Here is a 19,254-nt window from a genome sequence, read left to right as displayed (position 1 = left end):
ACGGGGCGTCAGTTCAGTCCGAGGACCTTCATGGTGTGCTCGGCCATGCGCCGCTCGCCGAGGGCGTTGGGGTGGACGGGGACGAGGCTGTGACCGAACAGGAGCGGTTCGATCCACCGGGTGCCGACGGCCTTGCAGGCGTCGTGGCCCTCGGAGACTTCGGAGAGGTCCACGAAGGTCACGCCGGTCTCCTCGGCGGCGCGTTCGACGACCTCGTTGAGATGCGCCTGGATGCCCCGCAGGTAGGGCACGTCGCCGGCGGCGATCGGCAGTTTCAGGAAGCAGGACGGGTCGGCGGCGGCCGGCATGATCCAGGGGTAACCCAGAGCCGCCACCCGGGCGTTCGGCGCCTCCGCTCGGACACTGCGCAGCGCGGCCTTGAGCGCGGGGTAGGTGTTGGCCTCGATCTCGTCGTCGAAGGACGTGCCGTGCCGGTCCTTGCAGGGGCTGCCCTTGCCGCCGCTGAGGACGCCGGCGGTGCCGCAGGCCGTGATGGCGTTGATGAACGTGCCGTTGTCGTTGCCGCCGATGGTCAGGGTGACCAGGTCCGTCCCGGTGCTCAGCGCGTCCACCTGAGGGGCGACGCCCGGGTACTGGGACCGCGTGAAGTGGCCGGTCTGGGCGGTGCCGCAGGTGACGTCCCGGAGCTGGGCGCCCGTCGTGGCGGCGATGACGTGGGGGTAGTTCGCCGTGGAGCGCAGACAGAGGAGGTTGGTGGGGTCGACGGGCAGGACACCGGAGCCGGCGCTGTAGCTGTCGCCGAGGGCCACGTAGTCCAAGGAGGGGGTGGCGTGGGCGGTGGCGTCGGTGAGACCGAGGGCCAGCGTGCCGACCGCGGCAATTGTCGCGGTCATGACACGACGGAGGGCATGCTTGGGCATGGGCTCTCGCTTCCCGTGGGGAGTGGTGCCGTGGGGTTACCGGGCGGTTCTACTTTTAAGTAATGTGCGGGCGCCCTGACTTGTAGTCAACGTTGCTGACAGGACTTCTTACGGGGATTCTTTCGGAGTCGATTGATTTTCGATCGATTCCGATTGAAGATCGATACATGCACCGTGTCTTCATCCTCCTGCTCCGGGCCGGCACAGTCGCGGCGATCGTGGGCGGTCTCTTCGGACAGGTCGTGGTCATCCCCACGACGGCGTCCGACGAGGTCGACCGCTTCCCTCCCTACGAGCCCTTCGCCGCGCCCTACGTGACGGTGGCGATCCTCGGCGTCGCCTGCGTCCAGGTCGCGCTCGTCGCCGTGTGGATGCTGCTCGGCATGGTCGAGCGCGACGTCGTCTTCACTGCCCGGGCCTTCCGCTGGGTCGACGTCGTCATCGGGGCGTCGACCGCGGCGACACTGCTGGCGGTCGGCGTCACCGCCCATCTCGCCGTGGCCGAGATCCCTTCCCCGGACGACGGCATGGACGTCGAGGCCGCGCTGGGCGCCGCGGCCGCGAGCGCCGCCGTCGGAGCCGCGTTCGCCATGCTCGTCGTCATCATGCGCGGTCTGCTCCGCAAGGCGACACGGCTGCAGACGGAGATGGCCCAGGTCGTCTGAGCCCGGCTCAGCCGGGCACCGCGTCCCGCTCCCTCTCCGGCGCGGCGGGACGCTTCGGCCGGGTACGCGGACCGAAGGCGCTCGGCGCCACCGCTCCTACCGGCCGGGCACCGGCGGAGAACCGGGAAAACACATTGCTCGCCGCCGGAACGTGTGATGAGGATTGATCATGCTCGATCCCCTTCCTCACGTGCGCCCCGCGACGCACGACGACGTACCGGCCGCGGTGCGGACCCTGGCCCGCGCCTTCGCGAACTACCCCTTCACCCGCCACGTGGTGGCGGCCGACGACCACCAGGAGCGGGTGCGCCGCTTCCAGGAACTGTTCCTGACCCGGGTCGCGATGGAGTACGGCCGCGCCTGGGTCACCGACGACTGCCGGGCCGTCGCCGCCTGGACGACCCCGGAGCGCGACCCGGGGCCCGCCTTCGCCGAGGTGGGACCGCTGGTCGGCGACCTCGCGGGCGACCGCGCGGCGGCGCTCGGATCCGCGGAGCAGGCGATGGAGCCGCACCGTCCCGCCGACCCGGTGTGGTTCCTCGCCACGGTGGGGGTGGACCCGGACGCCCAGGGTGCGGGCCTCGGCACCGCGGTGCTCCGTCCCGGACTGGAGGCGGCCGAGCGCGCGGGGTTCCCCGTCTTCCTGGAGACGTCGGACGAGGGCAACGTGCGGTTCTACACCCGCCTCGGCTTCGAGGTGACCGCGGAAGTGAAGCTTCCCGACGACGGCCCGCTGACCTGGTGCATGCGCCGGGAGCCGGGTCGCTGAGTGAGCGGGGACGGCGGTGCCGTGCGGCACTCCCAGGCCCGCCGTCAGTGCCCGTCGACAGCCTCGCCGAGCCCTTCACTCCCGCCCGAAGCCCGGAGCCGCCGCCGTGATCCCCACCGAGACCGACCTGGCCGACGCCGTCCACCGCGCGGCCCGCGCCGCCTTCCTGGACCTGTTCCGGGAGCACCCCGGCCACCGCTTCTACTACTGCGTGCTGGTCACCCCCGGTGAGGCCTACGGGCCCGCCCTTTCCGCGTGGTCCGAACAGGCCCTCGCCGAGGAGGCGGCCCGGCAGGGCTGCGCTGCGTCGGACCTCAAGTGGTCCTACGCCGACTCCCCGTTCTGCTGCTACGGCGAACGGCACCTGGAGCCGGTGCGTCCGCTCTTCGAGGCCCGCGGCGAACTCTTCGACCTGCCCGACGACGAGGCGGACGCGGAGTTCGACCTGAGACTGCGGGCGATGGAGACGGCCATGGCCCGCCTCGACGCGGAGGGAGTCTTCGGCACGGATGCCGACCGCCACCGCGTCGTCGTCAACGTCGAGGTGCCCTCCGAGGCGGGGAACGACGAACGCGCGCTGCGGCTGAACCCGCCCGAGGCCCTGACGGACTGGCTCGCGGAGGCCGTCGCACCGGACGCCGCCTGACCGGTACCTGCGGTGGACCGCGCTGTTCTAAAGTTGCTCCCGCCAGTGCAGACGACTGTGGACCTGTGAGGTAGTCACCAGCCATGTCGACCGAAACGTTTGAGTTCCAGGTAGAGGCGCGTCAGCTGCTGCAGCTGATGATTCACTCCGTCTACTCGAACAAGGACGTATTCCTGCGCGAGCTCGTCTCCAACGCCTCCGACGCGCTGGACAAGCTGCGCCTCGCCGCCCTGCGGGACGACCTCTCCGACGTCGACGTGTCCGACCTGCACATCGAGCTGGAGGTCGACAAGGAGGCCCGTACGCTCACCGTGCGGGACAACGGCATCGGGATGTCCTACGACGAGGTCACCCGGCTCATCGGCACCATCGCCAACTCCGGCACGGCCAAGTTCCTGCAGGAGCTGCGGGAGGCCGAGGACGCGGCCGGGGCCGACGGGCTCATCGGCCAGTTCGGCGTCGGCTTCTACTCCGGCTTCATGGTGGCGGACGAGGTGACCCTGGTGACCCGGCGCGCCGGCGAGACCCAGGGCACCCGCTGGACGTCCCGGGGCGAGGGCACGTACACCCTGGAGACGGTCGAGGAGGCACCGCAGGGCACCTCCGTCACCCTCCACCTCAAGCCGGCGGACTCCGAGAACCAGCTCCACGACTACACCTCCACCTGGAAGATCAGGGAGATCGTCAAGCGGTACTCGGACTTCATCACCTGGCCGGTCCGGCTGCTGCCCGAACGGGGCGAGGACGGAGCCGAGGCGGGCGAGCCCGAGACGCTCAACTCGATGAAGGCGCTGTGGGCGCGTCCGCGCGACGAGGTGTCCGACGACGAGTACCACGAGCTGTACAAGCACATCGCCCACGACTGGCGCGAACCGCTGGAGACGATCCGGCTCCAGGCGGAGGGCACCTTCGAGTACCAGGCCCTCCTCTTCGTGCCCTCGCACGCACCGCACGACCTGTTCACCCAGGGCTACCAGCGCGGCGTCCAGCTCTACGTGAAGCGCGTCTTCATCATGGACGACTGCGAGGAACTGCTCCCGCCGTACCTGCGCTTCGTCAAGGGCGTCGTCGACGCCCAGGACCTCTCGCTCAACGTCTCCCGCGAGATCCTCCAGCAGGACCGCCACATCCGCATGATCCAGCGCCGCCTGACCAAGAAGGTCCTGGCCACGGTCAAGGACCTGCGGACCTCCGCGCCGGAGCGCTACGCCACGTTCTGGCGGGAGTTCGGCCCGGTGCTCAAGGAAGGCCTGGTCACCGACTCCGAGAACCGTGACGCGATCCTCGCCGCCTCCTCCTTCGCGACCACGCACGACGCGGACGAGCCGACCACGCTCCAGGCCTACGTGGAGCGGATGAAGGACGGCCAGAAGGACATCTACTACATGACGGGCGAGTCCCGTCGGGCCATCGAGGACTCCCCGCACATGGAGGCCTTCCGGGCCAAGGGCGTCGAGGTCCTGCTGCTCACCGACGCCGTCGACGAGGTCTGGGTCGACGCGGTGGGGGAGTACGACGGCAAGCCGCTGCGCTCGGTGGCCAAGGGCGAGATCGACCTCGACGGCGACCGGGAGGAGAAGACCGACGCCGAGAAGGAGCAGCAGGACGAGGAGTACGCGGGGCTGCTCGGCTGGATGACGGAGCACCTGTCCGAGGACGTCAAGGAGGTCCGGCTCTCCTCCCGCCTCACGGTCTCGCCGGCCTGCGTCGTCTCCGACGCGAACGAGCTGACGCCCGCCCTGGAGAACATGTACCGGGCGATGGGCCAGGAAGTCCCGCACGCCAAGCGCATCCTCGAACTCAACCCCGAGCACCAGCTGGTCAAGTCGCTGAACCGGGCCTACGCCGAGCAGCAGCAGGACCGGTCGGAGCTCACCGAGACCGCCGACCTGCTCCACGCCCTGGCGGTACTCGCCGAGGGCGGCCGGCCCAAGGAGCCGGCCCGGTTCGTGAAGCTGGTGGCGGACCGCCTGGAGCGCACGCTCTAGCCGACCGGTCGACGTCCCGTACGTCCCGAACCCACGGAACAGTCGGGTCCGGGCCTTGCAGTCGGCCCGTGCACCGGGGGTGCCGCGGCCGAGCCCCCGGTCCGGGCTCACGAACAGGCGCGCGCCGCTGCGGAAACGCACGGCGCGCGCCGTCGTCCGTGGCACCGGCGGCGCCGGCCGGACGGTGCACGACGTCGGCGGCGACGCGCGGGCGGCCGCCGTCGATCGCTGCGTCGTGCCAGTGCGCCGCGCCGCGCGCTGCGGCACGCCTCCGTCCACCTCACCATCCGCATGGCGAGACGGCCTGGCATACGGAGCTACCCACTCCGTATATTCGCACGCATGTATGCATCGGCTCCGCTGCTGTGCCTCGCGCTCTTCGCGAACTCGGCGTGGTGCGTCGACGACGGCCTCTGTCGCCGCTGAGTCCCGCACCGGCCGCGCGTCCCCGTGCCGCCGGTCCGCCCAGCCCACCGCAGCCGTCCCCGTGCACCACACCGGAGATCTTCCGTGACCACCGCACCCCCGGCCGGGTCGACCCCGGCCGCGCCGCCGCGCGCGTCCACGCACCTGTTCGCTCCCTCTCCCACCTCCTCGGCACGGCCCGAGGCCCCGCCCCTGCCCCCGGTGCGGCGGACACCCCTCGTGGTGTCCGGACTGCTCGCCGCCGCGCTGACCGCCTACGTGTGGTCCGCACACGGCGCGAAACCGGGCGTACTCCTTCTGCTCGGCCTCGGCCTGGGCGTCGCCCTCTTCCACTCCCGGTTCGGCTTCACCTCCGCGTGGCGGCAACTGGTCGCCGTCGGCAACGGCACCGGGCTGCGGGCCCACGCGCTGCTGCTCGGCACCACGGCCACCTTGTTCGCGCTGCTCATCGGCACGGAGACCGGATTGTTCGGCGCCGAGCCGGCGCCGTCCGCCGGGCCGATCGGCGTCGGCCTGTTCGCCGGTTCGGCGCTCTTCGCGATCGGCATGCAGCTCGGTGGCGCCTGCGCCTCGGGCACGCTCTTCGCCGTCGGTTCGGGGCAGACCTCGATCGTGCTGACCCTCGGCGGATTCATCGCCGGCGCCACCCTCGCGGCCTGGCAGTTCGACCTGTGGAAGGACCTCCCGGCCTGGGAGCCGGTCGTCCTGTCCGACCACATCGGCTGGTTCGGCTCGTGGGCCGTGACCATCGCCGCGCTGGTGCTGGTGGTCCTCGTCACGCGGCGCGTCCAGGCCCGCCGCAACCCGCCGCCCCTGGGCGCGGTGCCCTCGGCCCGCGGTGCGGCCGTCCGCGCCCTGCGCGGGTCCTGGCCGCTGGCCGCCGGCGCCCTGGCGCTGGCCCTGCTCGGCGCGGGTGTCCTGCTGGTGTCCGGCGGCGCTTGGGGCGTCACCAGCGCCTTCAGCCTGTGGGGCTCGGAGCTGGTGGGCGCGCTCGGCGGTCACCCGGAGAACTGGACGTGGTGGCAGCGGCCCGGCAACGCCGAGATGCTGGCGGGCCCGGTCCTCGCCGACAAGACCAGCCTCACCGACATCGGCATCATGATCGGCGCGGCTGTCGCCGCCGCGCTCGGCGGTACCTGGGCGCTGCACCGGGGCATCGCCTGGCGCACGGCGGTCGCGGCGGTGCTCGGCGGTGTCCTGATGGGCATCGGTGCCCGGCTGGCGGGCGGCTGCAACATCGGCGCCTACCTGGCGGGCATCGCCTCGGGCAGCCTCAGCGGCTGGCTGTGGGGAGCCTTCGCGCTGGCCGGCACCTGGGTGGGCCTCAAGCTGCGCCCGCTGTTCGGCCTGGGCAACCCGAAGCCGGGCGACGGCGTCTGCTGAGTGGGATGCCCGTGCGGCACAGGGGTCAGGCCTGTGCCGCACGGGCGGCTAGGGGGTGCCCGGGGTGCCCCGGTCCGTGGTGGTGATCCGGGCGATGGCCTCCACGGTGAGAGCCCGCCCGTGGGGTTCCCGGGCCAGCGCGCGGTGCAGCGTCAGGCCCTCGATGAGGGCGTCCAGCTGGCGGGCCGTCTCCGGGTCGAAGTGCTTCTCCAGGTGGACGCGGCTGCGGCGCATCCACTCGTGGGTGAGCTCCCGGTAGGCCGGCTGCCGCGCGGCCAGGGTGTACAGCTCCTGGGTGAGCACCAGGTCCCGCTGGCTCTCCTCGGACAGGGAGTGCACGAGGTCGGCCACCGCCGCCCGGGCCTGGTCGCCGTCGGCGGCGGCGCCCAGGCGGGCGTCGAACACGGCGACGATGTGGTCGGTGAATCGGCCGAACGCCTCCCGCAGCAGCTGGTCCATGCCGCTGAAGTGGTAGGTCATCGAGCCCAGGGGGACGCCGGCGCGCGTGGCGATCCTCCGGTGGGAGACGCGCGCGATGCCCTCCTCCGCGATCAGGTCGAGCGTGGCGTCGAGGATGCGTTCACGCCGCTGCGGGTCAGTGTGTCCGGTTGCCATGGGAGCAGACTTACACCTTGCGCACGGGCCGGGCGGGGTTGCCGACGGCGACGACGTTCGCGGGGACGTCCTTCGTGACGACGGCACCGGCGCCGATGACGGAGTTGTCGCCGATGGTCACTCCGGGCAGGACGATGGCGCCGCCGCCGAGCCAGACGTTGTCGCCGATGGTGATGGGCAGGGCCGCCTCCAGCTTGTCGCGCCGGGGTCCGGGCTCCAGGGGGTGCGTGGGGGTGAGGAGCTGGACGTTCGGTCCGATCTGGCAGTCCTCGCCGATCGTGACGGCGGCGACGTCCAGCGCCGTCAGGTTGTAGTTGACGAAGGTGCGCGCACCGATCGTGATGTTGCTGCCGTAGTCGACGTACAGCGGCGGCCGCACATGGGCCTCGGCGCCCAGGGAGCCGAGCAGTTCCGCCAGGATCGGCCGTGCGGCCTCGGCGTCCTCGGTGTACGCGGCCTGGTAGCGGGCGGCCAGCCGCACGGCCTGTTGCTGCCTGTGGGCGATCTCGGGGTCGTCGGCGATGTAGAGGTCGCCCGCCTGCATGCGTTCGAGGTTCGAGCGGGGGTCGTCCGCGAAGTGGTCCGTCGGCATGCGCACGATCGTACCCCTCGGAGCGTACGAACGTACACTCCTTGCGCTGTGTCGCTGTGTCGCTGTGTCGGGCGCTCAGTCCCGGCGGGGGCGCAGCACACCGGCGAGCAGCAGCACGATCGCCCCGGCGAGCGGCACCACCAGCAGCCCCGCCCGAAGGCTCGTCGCGTCGGCGACCAGGCCCACGACCGGCGGGGAGAGCAGGAAGCCCAGCCGCATGAGCCACGAGACGATGGTCAGCCCCGACCCGGGCTTCAGGCCGGGCAGCTCGTCCGCCTCGTGCATCGCCGCCGGGACCAGGGTCGCCACGCCGAACCCGGCGGCGGCGAAACCGAGAATCGTCCCGGGGACCGTGGGTGCCGCCAGGGCCAGGCCCATGCCCACGGCGGCGATCAGGGCGCCGGAGCGGGCCACCGCACGCTGGCCGAACCGGTCCACGAGGCGGTCACCCAGGAGCCGGCCCACGAACTGGGCCCCGACCAGGGCGACGTAGCCGGAAGCGGCCAGTGCCACCGACGCGTGCAGCGAATCGGAGAGGTAGAGCGTCGCCCACGAGCTGCCCGCGTCCTCGACGAGCGTGCCTGCCGTGGCGATCAGCACGAGCGCGGCGAGTACGTAACTCGTACGCGCGCCCGGTACCGGCGCCGTGTGCCGCGCCGGCCGCCCGGCGTGGTCCTCGGCCGCGTTCTCCTCGGCCGGTTCGTTGTCGCCGCCGGGCAGGCAGAAGCGCAGGGCGGCACAGGCCGCGACCGCGAACAGCACGGCCGAGAACAGCAGGTGTGGGCCCCGGGAGACGCCGAGCGCGATCGCACCCGCGGCCATGGAGCCGCCCGTGACGGCGCCGATGGACCAGATGGCGTGGAAGGAGTTGATGATGGAGCGTCCGTAACGGCGCTGCACCCGCAGACCGTGGGCGTTCTGCCCCACGTCGGTGACCGCGTCCGCCGCTCCGGCCAGGAACAGCGCACCCGCGAACAGCGCCACCGAACCGCCCAGGCCTGCCGCGAGGATCCCCGCGCCGGTCACCAGCGTGCCGCCGACCGCCACCCGCGCCGAGCCGAACCGGCGGACGAGGGCCCCGGCCGCGAGCCCCGCAGCGATGGCACCCGCCGGGAACGCCGCCACGGCCAGTCCGTAGGCCGCGTTGCCGATCCCGAGGTCCGCCTTGATCTGCGGGTACCTCGGCAGGAGGTTGGCGAACAGGGCCCCGTTGGTGAAGAACAGCACGGCGACGGCCACGCGGGCCCGCCGCTCGGCCAGGGCCGGCCGGCGCAGGACGTCAACAGTCATGAGCCGGAGCCTACACACGAAAGCGTACGAACGTACACTCCTGCCCACGACGCTGCCCGGCGCCCGTCAGCGTCCCTCCGGCGCACAGACCCGGGCACCGCACCCGGCCGCATTCTGAGACGGGCCCCGGGCCGGGAATGGCGGGAAGCGGAGCCTCGTTGACAGCTGTCATGCCCGCTTCTTCCGCACGGCCCGCGGCTTCCCGTATGCCGCTCGCCGTCTACATCCTCGGCCTCTCCGTATTCGCGCTCGGCACCAGCGAGTTCATGCTCTCCGGTCTGCTGCCGCCCATCGCCGACGACATGGACGTGTCCATCCCCCAGGCCGGGTTGCTGATATCCGCGTTCGCCATCGGCATGGTGGTCGGCGCGCCGCTGCTCGCGGTCGCGACGCTGCGGCTGCCGCGCAAGACCACGCTGGTCGCGCTGATCTCGGTGTTCGGTCTTGGTCAGGTGGCGGGTGCGCTGGCGACGTCGTACGAGGTCCTGTTCGTCTCGCGGGTCGTGAGCGCCCTGGCGTGTGCCGGCTTCTGGGCGGTGGGGGCCGCCGTCGCCATCGCGATGGTGCCGAAGACCGCGCGGGCCCGCGCGATGGCCGTGATGATCGGCGGCCTGTCGATCGCCAACGTCCTCGGTGTCCCGGCGGGCGCGTTCCTCGGCGAGCACCTCGGCTGGCGGTCCGCGTTCTGGGCGGTGGGCGCGGCCTCCGCCGTCGCGCTCGTCGGTGTGGTGACCCTGATCCCGCGGATACCGCTGCCCGAGCAGCGGGCGCGCCTGAAGGGCGAGTTGGCGATCTACCGCGACCGTCAGGTGTGGCTGTCCGTCGCCTTGACCGCGCTGGCGGCCGGCGGCGTGTTCTGCGCCTTCTCCTACCTCGCGCCGCTGCTCACCGACGTGGCCGGCCTGGCCGACGGTTGGGTGCCGACCGTGCTGGCGCTGTTCGGCCTCGGCGCGCTGATCGGTACGACGATCGGCGGCCGGGTCGCCGACGCCCACCTGTTCGGCGTGCTGCTCTCGGGCATCGCCGCGTCCACCGTGTTCCTGGCCGCGCTGGCGCTGTTCGCGTCGAGCCCCGTCGTCGTGATCGCCCTGTCGCTGCTGCTCGGGGTCTCCGCCTTCTACACGGCGCCGGCGCTCAACGCCCGGATGTTCAATGTCGCGGGCGCCGCGCCCACCCTGGCGGGCGCGACGACCACCGCGGCGTTCAACCTGGGCAACACCGGCGGTCCCTGGCTCGGCGGAACGGTGATCGACGCGGGCCTCGGCTACGCCGCCACCGCCTGGGCGGGAGCCGCGATGACCCTGGCCGCGATCGTCTTCGTCGCCGTCTCGCTGCGCCTGCACAGCCGCTCGCGCATCGTGATGGGCGCCATGGCAGCCGAGCCCGCGGCGGTGGAGTCGAGCCAACGGGTCTGAGGGCTACCCGAGCGCGGAAGCGCCACATATGATCATCCGCAAGGCGGGGTCGTAGCACAGAGGTAGTGCGCCGCGACAGCATCTCGGAGGACGCCGGTTCGAATCCGGCCGCCCCGCCCCTTCTCCGGCTCGGCACCCGTCGGCCCAGCCCGATTCAGTGCCTGCCGGCCACGCGACTCACCTGACGTGGTGTCAGGCCTTGCCGATACCCAGCGTGTTCACGGCGGGCAGCAGGCCCGTGCCCAGAACCTCCACCCAGAGCGGCCCGAGCAGGTCGGCGAGGCGTGCGGTGTCGTCGGCGCCGAGCGACTCCCAGGGGGCGGCGGCCAGTTCGTCGGTACGGTGCTCGACCTCGGCCCGCAGGGCGCGGCCCGCCTCGGTCGCGGTGCCGTCCGCCTCCAGCAGGCCCCGCGCGACGAGTCGTTCGCGGGCGGCCGCCCACTCGTCCTCGCTCCAGCCGCGGCTCGCGAACAGTTCGACCGGCGCCGCGCCGATCGCGGCGAAGGACACCAGCGCCTCCACGGGATCGAGACCCGCGGTCAGCAGAGCGGCCAGGTGGCCGTCGCCGCGGTGCTCGCGCAGGACCGTGGCGGCCTGCCACAGCACGAGGTGCGGCTCCTCGGGCCAGGGCAGCTCGGCGTTGGCGGCGGCGAGCGGGCGGGCCCCGGTGGGCGCCGACTCCGCCGCCCGACGGGCGAGTGCCGCCGCCTCGGCGAGACCGGGATCGTCCGTCAGGGCTCCGGCGAACGCGCGGTACGCCCGGTCCACGCCCCGCGTCCGGGCCGCGACCACCGTGTCGGACGCGGCGACGTCCCAGGCGACGGGGATGTGCTCGGCGACCATGCGCGGGCTGAAGCTGTAGAACGCGGAGGTCACCCGGTGGCATCCGGGCGCCCCGAGCGGCGCGGCGCGCAGGGCGAAGTAGCTCGGCCAGCGCTCCTCGGTCCCGTAGCCGAGTGATCCCAGCTCCTCGAAGACCTGCGGCGCGTAGTAGACGACGGCGTGCAGGGGCTCCAGCAGGTGCCACATCTGCCGCACGCGTCCGTTGTCGATACCCATGGCGTCCCTCTCCCCGTGACGACACATCTTGACACTGACTAGATTGCGTGCGGCGGCAGTATCTTGTCAATGCCTAGATTGCGCTAGCCTGCTCTCATGACCGCCGAACGCGCCTACCACCACGGGGACCTGCGGCGGGCCGTGCTCACCGCGGCCCTCGACGTGATCGCCGCCGATGGGCCGGCCGCGCTGTCCCTGCGTGACCTCGCCCGCCGCGCGGGCGTCTCCCACGCCGCGCCCGCACACCACTTCGGGGACCGCGCGGGCCTGCTCACCGCCGTCGCCGCCGAGGGCCACGCCCTCCTGTCCGACGCGCTCGGCGAGACGGAGGACCTGCGTGACCTCGGCGTCCGGTACGTGCGCTTCGCGAGGGAGCACCCGGCGCACTTCCAGGTCATGTTCCGGCCCGAACTGCTGCGCATGGACGACCCCGGACTCCTCGCGGCGCGCGAGCGCACCGGGGACCGGCTGCGCAGGGTCGTGGCGGGCAATGGCGACGATCCGGCTCTCGGCTTCATGGCGGCCTGGTCGATGGCCCACGGCTTCGCGACGCTCCTGCTCTCCCGCAACCTGGACGGCCTCCTGGACGGACGGGAGCCCGAAGCGGTCTTCCGGGCGCTGGCGCAGGAGATGCCCCGGCTTGCCGGCGACTGAGCCGAAGGCTGACCCGGCGTACGCGGAACCGGCACCGACGGCCGCCCGCCGGCCGGCGCTCAGCCGTCGGACGGCTGCCCCGCCGTTGAGGCGGGAGCACTCCTCGCGGCGTCGGCGAAACGGCGGGCGAGGCGGGCGAACGCCTCCCTGAGCGCGGGCGGACCGACGACCTCGATGTCGGCGTCGAAAGCGCCGAAGGCCGCGGCGAGGGCGGGCCAGGACCAGGAGCCGAGGGTGAGCCGGCAGCGGTCCGGTCCGAGTTCCTCGACGGTCCCCGCGGGGACGTGGGCCGCCACGGCGGCGGCGGGCCGGTGGAGCACGACCTCACCGCGGCAGGGCCACTCGGCGGAGTGGGCGGAGCCGCGGAACCTGCCGGTCACGAAGGCGGCGACGTCCTTGCCGGGCAGGTCCCGGGGAGTGAACCGGGGTCCGGTGGGGGCGCGCGGGGTGATGCGGTCGGCGCGGAAGACCCGCCAGTCGTCGCGGTCGAGGTCCCAGGCGACGAGGTACCAGCGCCCGCCGTGGGTGACGAGATGGTGGGGCTGCACCCGGCGCGGTGGCCGCACGCGGTCGTCGCCGGTGCCGGCCGGATACGCCGGGGCGTAGTCGAAACGCAGTTCCTCGTGAGCCCGGACGGCGGCGCCGAGCGCCATGAGGACGCCACCGTCCGCCCGGTCCCGCGGCGGCGACGAGGACCGCCCGACCTCGGTGACGTCGAGGGCGTCGATACGGTGGCGCAGCCGGGCGGGCATCACCTGCCGGAGGGTGGCCAGCGCTCGCGCCGCGCCGTCCTCGACACCGGCGCCCGAGGTGCCGGCGATGCGGAGCGCGACGGTCAGCGCGACCGCCTGTTCGTCGTCGAACAGCAGCGGCGGCAGCCTGGTGCCGGCGTCGAGCCGGTAACCACCGTCGGGGCCCTTGACGGCCACGACCGGGTAGCCGAGTTCGCGGAGCCGGTCGACGTCCCGGCGCAGGGTGCGCGGGCTGATGCCCAGCCGCTCGGCCAGCAGCGCTCCCGGCCAGTCCCGGCGCGCCTGGAGCAGCGAGAGCAGGGACAGCAGTCGTGCTGAGGTCTTCTGCATGGCTTCCATGCTGCCGCGAGTAGAGGTCACGATCTGACCGCTACCCCTGCCAACGTGGGGAACCGCGGAGCCGAGCAGGCCCCGCGACGGACCCGCCCGTGGGCGGTCCGGTCATGTCCCGAGGCGAGGAGCCCTTTGTGTCCGTCAATGCTGTGACCCACCTGAACTTCCGCGGCGAAGCCCGCGCGGCGCTCACCTTCTACCGTTCCGTCTTCGGCGGGGAGATGAACGTGGTGACGTACAAGGACGCCGGCAACGTCCAGGACCCGTCCGAGGCCGATCAGGTGATGTGGGGGCAGGTGTCCGCCGACAGCGGTCTGCGCCTCATGGCCTACGACGTGCCCTCGAACCTCCCGTGGGACCGGGGCGAGAACGCCTTCTTCGTCTCCGTCCGCGGAGACAGCGCCGCGGAGATCACCGAGTACTGGGAGAAGCTGGCCGAGGGGGCGACCGTCCGTCAGCCTCTCGGCCCCGCCCAGTGGGCGCCGCTGTACGGCATGCTGCGTGATCGGTACGGCGTCACCTGGGTCCTGGACGTCGTGAGCGACTACAACGGCTGACCCGCCGAAGCCCGGGTGGCGGGCCACCCGCCACCCGGGCCACAACCCCTCGGACGGCCCCAGGCCCCCCGACGCGAAGGAAGACAGGACTCACCAGTGAGCGGCCACACCCCCGTTCTCGACACCCGGGCGCTCAACCGCGCCACGCTGGCCCGGCAACTGCTGCTCGACCGGGCCGACCTCCCGGTCCCGGACGCCGTCGCGCACCTCGGCGGCATGCAGGCACAGGAGCCGCAGGAACCGTTCGTCGGGCTCTGGTCGCGGCTGCGCGCCTTCGAACCGACGGCACTCTCCGACCAGCTGACGGGCCGGCACCTGGTGCGGACCCACCTCATGCGCCGGACCGTCCACCTCGTCACCGCCGCCGACGTCCTCGCCTGGCGGGCCCGGCACGACACCATGCTGCGCCAGAAGGTCCTCGGCACCTACCGCGGCGAGCTGCGAGACGTGGACCTCGGCCGCCTCGCCGCGGCCGGGCGGGAGGTCATGGCCGACGGCGAGCCCCGCTCGATGGGCGAGCTGGCCCGAGCGGTCGCCGGACGGTGGCCGGGCCCGGGACCGCGCCCACTGGGGGAGATGCTGGTCGCCGCCCTGATCCCGATGGCGCAACTGCCGCCGCGCGGCCTGTGGCGCACCAAGGCGGGCGCCCGCTACCTTCCGCTCTCCCGCTGGCTGGGCCGGGAGATCGATCCGCCGTCGCCGCACGCCTCCGATCCGGTCGGCCAAGCGCTGGTACGGCGCTACCTCGCGGCGTTCGGCCCCGCCGCCTCGGCGGACCTGCGCGCCTGGTGCGGTCTCGCCGGACTGCCCGCCGCGGTCGCCGCGGTCCGCGAGGAACTGGTCGCCTTCCGCGACGAGCGGGGCCGGGAACTGCTGGATCTGCCCGACGCGCCGCGGCCCGATCCCGGCACGCCCGCACCCGTACGGTTCCTGCCCGCGTTCGACAACGCGGTCCTCGGCTACCACGACCGCGGCCGGATCATCGACGACGCCCACCGCGGTCTGTCGGTCGCCGGTGCCCGTGTGGTCCTCGTCGACGGACGGGTCGCCGCCACCTGGAGCGTCGAGGCGGACACGGTGACCGTCACCCCGCTGCGCCGCCTCTCCCGGGCCGACCGCACGGCCGTGGCCGAGGAGGGCCGGGCACTGGCGTCCTTCCTCTCGGACCAGGACAGCGACCGGGTACGGGTCGCCGCGTCCCCCGAAGGCTGACGAGCCACCATGACCGGCTGACACACACTGGTTCCGCGATGGAACAAATGCGGCGTACACCCATCCTCGGGATCTACACCCCGGGGAGAGGGGCGCGGGTACGCACTACACCCGATGCAGTACGCCGGTCCAGCCCCAGGGGCGGATCAAATGAAGCAGGAGCCGGGCGAGCATGGGTGGGTATCCCGGAGAGAACGCCTGCGTTCCCATCTGCCGGGTCTCGTCCTGCCCGTATCCGACGGATTGGTCCCAGGTGGCTACGTTCCTTTATCGACTCGGTCGACGCGCGTTCCGGCGCCGCGGCCTCGTCGCCCTGCTCTGGGTGGCCATACTCGTGGGCGCCGGCGTCGCCGCGTCCACCGCGCCCGCCCCGCCCGAAGACTCCTTCTCCATGCCCGGCACCGAGTCCCAGAAGGCGTTCGACCTGCTCGACGAGCGCTTCCCGGCGGCCAGTGCCGAAGGCGCCACGGCCCGGGTCGTGATCCGCGCCCCCGAGGGCGACAAGATCTCCGACCCGGCCGGCAAGGCCAAGGTCGAGGAACTGGTCACCGCCCTCGGGAACGGCCCGCAGGTCGCCTCGGTGGACGACCCGTTCAAGGCGAACGCCGTGAGTCAGGACGGCACGACCGCGTACGCATCGGTCACCTACAAGGTCAACTCCATGGAGCTGACCGACCAGGCCCGCGAGTCGCTCAGCGCGGCCACCGACGACGCGCGCAGCGACGGCTTCACCGTCGAGACCGGCGGCGACGCGGTCATGGCCGAGCAGGAGATGGGCGGCACCGCCGAGCTGATCGGTATCGGCGTCGCGGCCGTCGTGCTCCTGCTGACCTTCGGCTCGCTGGTCGCGGCCGGCATGCCGCTGCTCTCGGCGATCATCGGGGTCGGCATCGGCATCTCCGCCATCGGAGCGCTCGGCAGCACCCTCGAACTCTCCGCCACCACCTCCACGCTCGCCATGATGATCGGCCTCGCGGTCGCCATCGACTACGCCCTGTTCATCGTCTCGCGCTACCGCGCCGAGATCGCCGAGGGCCGCACCCCCGAGGAAGCCGCGGGACGCGCCGTCGGCACCGCCGGCTCCGCCGTGGTCTTCGCCGGACTCACCGTCATCGTGGCCCTGGCCGGCCTCGCGGTGGTCAACATCCCGATCCTGACCAAGATGGGCCTGGCCGCCGCCGCCACGGTCGCCATCGCCGTGCTGATCGCGCTCACCATGACCCCGGCCCTGCTCGGCTTCGCCGGCAAGAAGGCGCTCAGCCGCAAGGACCGCAAGGCGGCCGCCGCCGGGCAGCGCGCGGTCTCCGGCAAGCCGAAGCTCGGCACCCGCTGGGCCCGCTTCGTCCTGCGCCGTCCGGTGACCGTGCTGCTCACCGCGGTGATCGGCCTCGGCGCCGTCGCCGTACCGGCCGCGAGCATGGAACTCGGCCTGCCCGACGAGGGCAGCTCCGCACCCGACACCACGCAGCGCAAGGCCTACGACATGCTGTCCGAGTCCTTCGGCGCCGGGTTCAACGGCCCCCTGATGGTCACCGTCGACACGCGGGGCGCGGACGACGCGAAGGCCGCCGCCGAGACCGTCGGCAAGGAGATCACCGGCCTGGGCGAGGCCGCGGCCGTGACCCCGGCCAACTTCAACGAGCAGGGCGACACGGCCCTCCTCACGGTGGTGCCCAAGACCGGTCCCAGCGACGCGGCCACCGAGGAACTGGTCAAGGACATCCGATCGCTGTCCGGCGACATCGAGTCCGAGACCGGCGCGACCATGCTGGTCACGGGCATGACCGCGATGACGATCGACTTCTCGCAGACGCTGGACGACGCGCTCGTCCCGTACCTGGCCCTGGTCGTCGGTCTCGCCTTCCTGCTCCTGATGCTGGTGTTCCGCTCGGTCCTCGTCCCGCTGAAGGCGGCCCTGGGCTTCCTGCTCTCGGTGGCGGCGGCGCTCGGCGCGGTGGTCGCGGTCTTCCAGTGGGGCTGGCTCGCGGACGTGTTCGGCGTGGACCAGCCGGGTCCGATCATGTCGATGATGCCCATCTTCATGATCGGCGTGGTCTTCGGTCTGGCGATGGACTACGAGGTCTTCCTCGTGACCCGCATGCGCGAGGCCTACGTCCACGGATCGTCCGCCGCCGAGTCCGTCGTCACCGGATTCACCCACGGCGGCCGGGTCGTCGCGGCCGCCGCGATCATCATGATCAGTGTCTTCTCCGGCTTCATCATGGAGAACGACGACATGATCAAGATGATGGGCTTCGGCCTCGCCATCGCGGTCCTCTTCGACGCCTTCGTCGTCCGCATGGCCATCGTGCCCGCCGTGCTCGCCCTGCTCGGCACCAAGGCGTGGTGGCTGCCCAAGTGGCTGGACCGCGTCCTGCCGAACGTCGACGTCGAGGGCGAGAAGCTCCACAAGGAACTCGGCGACACGTCGGGGCCCGCCCAGCCCACCCGCGAGCCCGAGACGGCCGGAGTCTGACACCCGCACCCACGGCCCCGCCCTGCCTGGACCACCAGGCCGGGCGGGGCCTTCCCGCGCCTCGCCGGGCGTGCGTCGGCCGGTCCGCCGAACCCCACCTCCGTCGCGAAGGCCACGGGCCACCCTCCGTGCACCGTCGCCCAGCGGCCGCGGACCACGCGGGCGCCTCGGCGACGGCACCGAGACAGTGCTCCTCAAAGGCCCCTGACGGCGTCGGTCAGCGCCTCGTCGAGGATGGAGACACCCCGGGCGATCTCGTCGTCGCCCGCCGTCAGCGGGGGTGCGATGCGGAAGGTGCCCCCCATCCCCGGCAGCTGGACGATGTTCATGTGCAGTCCGAGGTCGTGGCAGCGCGCGGTGACCGCCGCGCCCAGCCGGTCCGCGCCGCCCGTACCCAGCACGTCGTCGCCGGCCAGCTCCATGCCCAGCAGCAGGCCGCGCCCGCGGACGTCACCGACCACCTCGTGGCGTGCGGCGAGCTTGTCGAGCCGGTCGCGCAGGTCCGTGCCGAGCACCCGCGCGCGTTCGTCGAGACGGTCGCGGACCAGGACGTCCAGCACGGTGTTGCCCACGGCGGCCGGCAGCGGGTCGCTGACGTGGGTGGTGAAGAACAGGAACCCCCGGTCGTGGGCCCGCTGTTCGATCTCCGAGGTGGTCAGTACGGCGGCCAGCGGAAGCCCCGCGCCGAGCGTCTTGGAGACCGTGAGGATGTCCGGTACGACCCCCTCGTGCTGGAAGGCGTACCAGTCACCGGTGCGGCAGAGCCCGGTCTGGGCCTCGTCGAGGATCAGCAGCATGCCGCGCTCCCGGCACTTCTCGGCCAGCGCGGCGAGATAACCCGGCGGCAGCTCGATCACGCCGCCCGAACTGAGGATCGGCTCGACCAGGCAGGCGGCCAGAGAACCGACCGACTGCGCGTCGATCATCTCGAAGCCCAGGTCGAGCTGGCGGCGCCAGTCGAGGTTGCCCTCGGTGTCGACCACGGCGGGCCGGTACCGGTCGGGCACCGGCAGCGCGAAGTTGCCCGGGGCGGCGGGCCCGTAGCCCTTGCGGCCCGCGCTGTACGTGGCGTTCGCGGCGGCCTGGGTCATGCCGTGCCAGGAACGGGCGAAGGAGACGATCTCGTGGCGGCCGGTGACGAGCTTCGCCATCCGCACCGCGGCCTCGTTCGCCTCCGCCCCGGTGGTCAGCAGCAGCGCCTTGTCCAACGGGTCGGGCAGGGTGCCGGCGAGCCGGCGTGCCAGCTCGACCACCGGCGGGCTCAGCATGCCGCTGTGGAGGTGGTCGAGACGCGCGACCTGCTCGCGCACCGTCGAGACGATCGCCGGGTGGGAGTGACCGAGGATCGCGCTCATCTGACCGGAGGTGAAGTCGAGCAGCTCCCGACCGCTCTCGGTGAACACCGACGTGCCCGCGGCGCGCACGATCAGCTCCGGTGAGAAGGCGCCGTGCCCGGAGTAGCGGACGAGGTGGCGCTGTGGATCGTCGAATGCGGTCTCGGAAGGCATGCGACCGACGTTAGGTACGCGGCGCTGCGCGTG

Annotated in this window: 17 protein-coding genes and 1 tRNA gene; 11 read left to right on the top strand and 7 right to left on the bottom strand. The window is 72.5% G+C overall.

Annotated elements, in window-relative coordinates; all coding sequences use genetic code 11:
• Positions 1-8: 8 nt before the first annotated feature.
• Positions 9-881: an SGNH/GDSL hydrolase family protein gene (locus ACLIN4_RS02055; protein ID WP_411575437.1), complete on the bottom strand. Its 873-nt coding sequence runs from the start codon at positions 879-881 to the stop codon at positions 9-11.
• Between the two features lie 167 nt (positions 882-1,048).
• Here ACLIN4_RS02055 and ACLIN4_RS02050 point away from each other — a divergent pair, with 167 nt between their 5' ends.
• From ACLIN4_RS02050 to ACLIN4_RS02030, 5 genes are all read left to right on the top strand, one after another.
• Positions 1,049-1,546, top strand: coding sequence for a DUF2975 domain-containing protein (locus ACLIN4_RS02050; protein ID WP_411575436.1), 498 nt, complete (start codon positions 1,049-1,051; stop codon positions 1,544-1,546).
• 169 nt (positions 1,547-1,715) lie between these two features.
• Positions 1,716-2,315, top strand: a complete 600-nt coding sequence (locus ACLIN4_RS02045; RefSeq protein ID WP_289907937.1) for a GNAT family N-acetyltransferase — start codon at positions 1,716-1,718, stop codon at positions 2,313-2,315.
• Between the two features lie 106 nt (positions 2,316-2,421).
• Complete coding sequence (locus ACLIN4_RS02040; protein WP_381943833.1) at positions 2,422-2,961, top strand: DUF4303 domain-containing protein; 540 nt, start codon at positions 2,422-2,424, stop codon at positions 2,959-2,961.
• Positions 2,962-3,044: 83 nt separating this feature from the next.
• Entirely contained in the window at positions 3,045-4,949 is a 1,905-nt protein-coding gene (gene htpG, locus ACLIN4_RS02035) for a molecular chaperone HtpG (protein WP_289907939.1), read from the top strand.
• A 510-nt stretch (positions 4,950-5,459) separates the two neighbouring features.
• Entirely contained in the window at positions 5,460-6,758 is a 1,299-nt protein-coding gene (locus tag ACLIN4_RS02030; protein ID WP_307653335.1) for a YeeE/YedE family protein, read from the top strand.
• Between the two features lie 48 nt (positions 6,759-6,806).
• On the opposite strand, the gene ACLIN4_RS02025 is transcribed toward ACLIN4_RS02030, so the two are convergent.
• The 3 genes from ACLIN4_RS02025 to ACLIN4_RS02015 all read right to left on the bottom strand — a co-directional run bounded on the left by ACLIN4_RS02025 (position 6,807) and on the right by ACLIN4_RS02015 (position 9,255).
• On the bottom strand, positions 6,807-7,373 hold the full coding sequence (locus ACLIN4_RS02025) for a TetR/AcrR family transcriptional regulator (RefSeq protein WP_269959400.1): 567 nt from the start codon (positions 7,371-7,373) through the stop codon (positions 6,807-6,809).
• Between the two features lie 10 nt (positions 7,374-7,383).
• Positions 7,384-7,965: a sugar O-acetyltransferase gene (locus ACLIN4_RS02020; RefSeq protein WP_100044105.1), complete on the bottom strand. Its 582-nt coding sequence runs from the start codon at positions 7,963-7,965 to the stop codon at positions 7,384-7,386.
• Positions 7,966-8,040: 75 nt separating this feature from the next.
• Positions 8,041-9,255, bottom strand: a complete 1,215-nt coding sequence (locus ACLIN4_RS02015) for an MFS transporter (RefSeq protein WP_381943836.1) — start codon at positions 9,253-9,255, stop codon at positions 8,041-8,043.
• Positions 9,256-9,461: 206 nt separating this feature from the next.
• Between ACLIN4_RS02015 and ACLIN4_RS02010 the strand changes: the two genes are divergently transcribed.
• Both ACLIN4_RS02010 and ACLIN4_RS02005 read left to right on the top strand, forming a co-directional pair.
• On the top strand, positions 9,462-10,670 hold the full coding sequence (locus ACLIN4_RS02010) for a Cmx/CmrA family chloramphenicol efflux MFS transporter (protein WP_100043975.1): 1,209 nt from the start codon (positions 9,462-9,464) through the stop codon (positions 10,668-10,670).
• Between the two features lie 43 nt (positions 10,671-10,713).
• Positions 10,714-10,788 (top strand) — tRNA-Leu (locus ACLIN4_RS02005).
• A 74-nt stretch (positions 10,789-10,862) separates the two neighbouring features.
• Here the strand turns inward: ACLIN4_RS02005 and ACLIN4_RS02000 are convergent.
• On the bottom strand, positions 10,863-11,729 hold the full coding sequence (locus ACLIN4_RS02000) for an SCO6745 family protein (protein ID WP_289907942.1): 867 nt from the start codon (positions 11,727-11,729) through the stop codon (positions 10,863-10,865).
• Between the two features lie 96 nt (positions 11,730-11,825).
• On the opposite strand from ACLIN4_RS02000, the gene ACLIN4_RS01995 reads away from it, so the two are divergent.
• Complete coding sequence (locus ACLIN4_RS01995) at positions 11,826-12,383, top strand: TetR/AcrR family transcriptional regulator (protein WP_289907943.1); 558 nt, start codon at positions 11,826-11,828, stop codon at positions 12,381-12,383.
• 59 nt (positions 12,384-12,442) lie between these two features.
• On the opposite strand, the gene ACLIN4_RS01990 is transcribed toward ACLIN4_RS01995, so the two are convergent.
• Positions 12,443-13,465, bottom strand: coding sequence for a helix-turn-helix transcriptional regulator (locus ACLIN4_RS01990; RefSeq protein ID WP_411575435.1), 1,023 nt, complete (start codon positions 13,463-13,465; stop codon positions 12,443-12,445).
• A gap of 137 nt (positions 13,466-13,602) precedes the next feature.
• Here ACLIN4_RS01990 and ACLIN4_RS01985 point away from each other — a divergent pair, with 137 nt between their 5' ends.
• The 3 genes from ACLIN4_RS01985 to ACLIN4_RS01975 all read left to right on the top strand — a co-directional run bounded on the left by ACLIN4_RS01985 (position 13,603) and on the right by ACLIN4_RS01975 (position 17,713).
• Positions 13,603-14,025, top strand: coding sequence for a VOC family protein (locus ACLIN4_RS01985; RefSeq protein ID WP_107477998.1), 423 nt, complete (start codon positions 13,603-13,605; stop codon positions 14,023-14,025).
• Between the two features lie 96 nt (positions 14,026-14,121).
• Complete coding sequence (locus ACLIN4_RS01980; RefSeq protein WP_107477999.1) at positions 14,122-15,237, top strand: winged helix DNA-binding domain-containing protein; 1,116 nt, start codon at positions 14,122-14,124, stop codon at positions 15,235-15,237.
• Positions 15,238-15,490: 253 nt separating this feature from the next.
• Positions 15,491-17,713 (top strand): MMPL family transporter, encoded by a 2,223-nt coding sequence (locus ACLIN4_RS01975; RefSeq protein ID WP_411575434.1) that lies wholly within the window; start codon positions 15,491-15,493, stop codon positions 17,711-17,713.
• Positions 17,714-17,907: 194 nt separating this feature from the next.
• On the opposite strand, the gene ACLIN4_RS01970 is transcribed toward ACLIN4_RS01975, so the two are convergent.
• The gene (locus ACLIN4_RS01970; protein WP_289907946.1) at positions 17,908-19,221 is read right to left on the bottom strand and encodes an aspartate aminotransferase family protein; all 1,314 of its coding nucleotides are present in this window, start codon (positions 19,219-19,221) and stop codon (positions 17,908-17,910) included.
• Between the last annotated feature and the right edge of the window lie 33 nt (positions 19,222-19,254).

It is taken from the genome of Streptomyces mutabilis, assembly GCF_046628145.1.
In the GTDB taxonomy this organism is placed as follows: Bacteria; Actinomycetota; Actinomycetes; order Streptomycetales; family Streptomycetaceae; genus Streptomyces; species Streptomyces mutabilis.
This window is presented reverse-complemented; position numbering and strand designations above follow the sequence as displayed.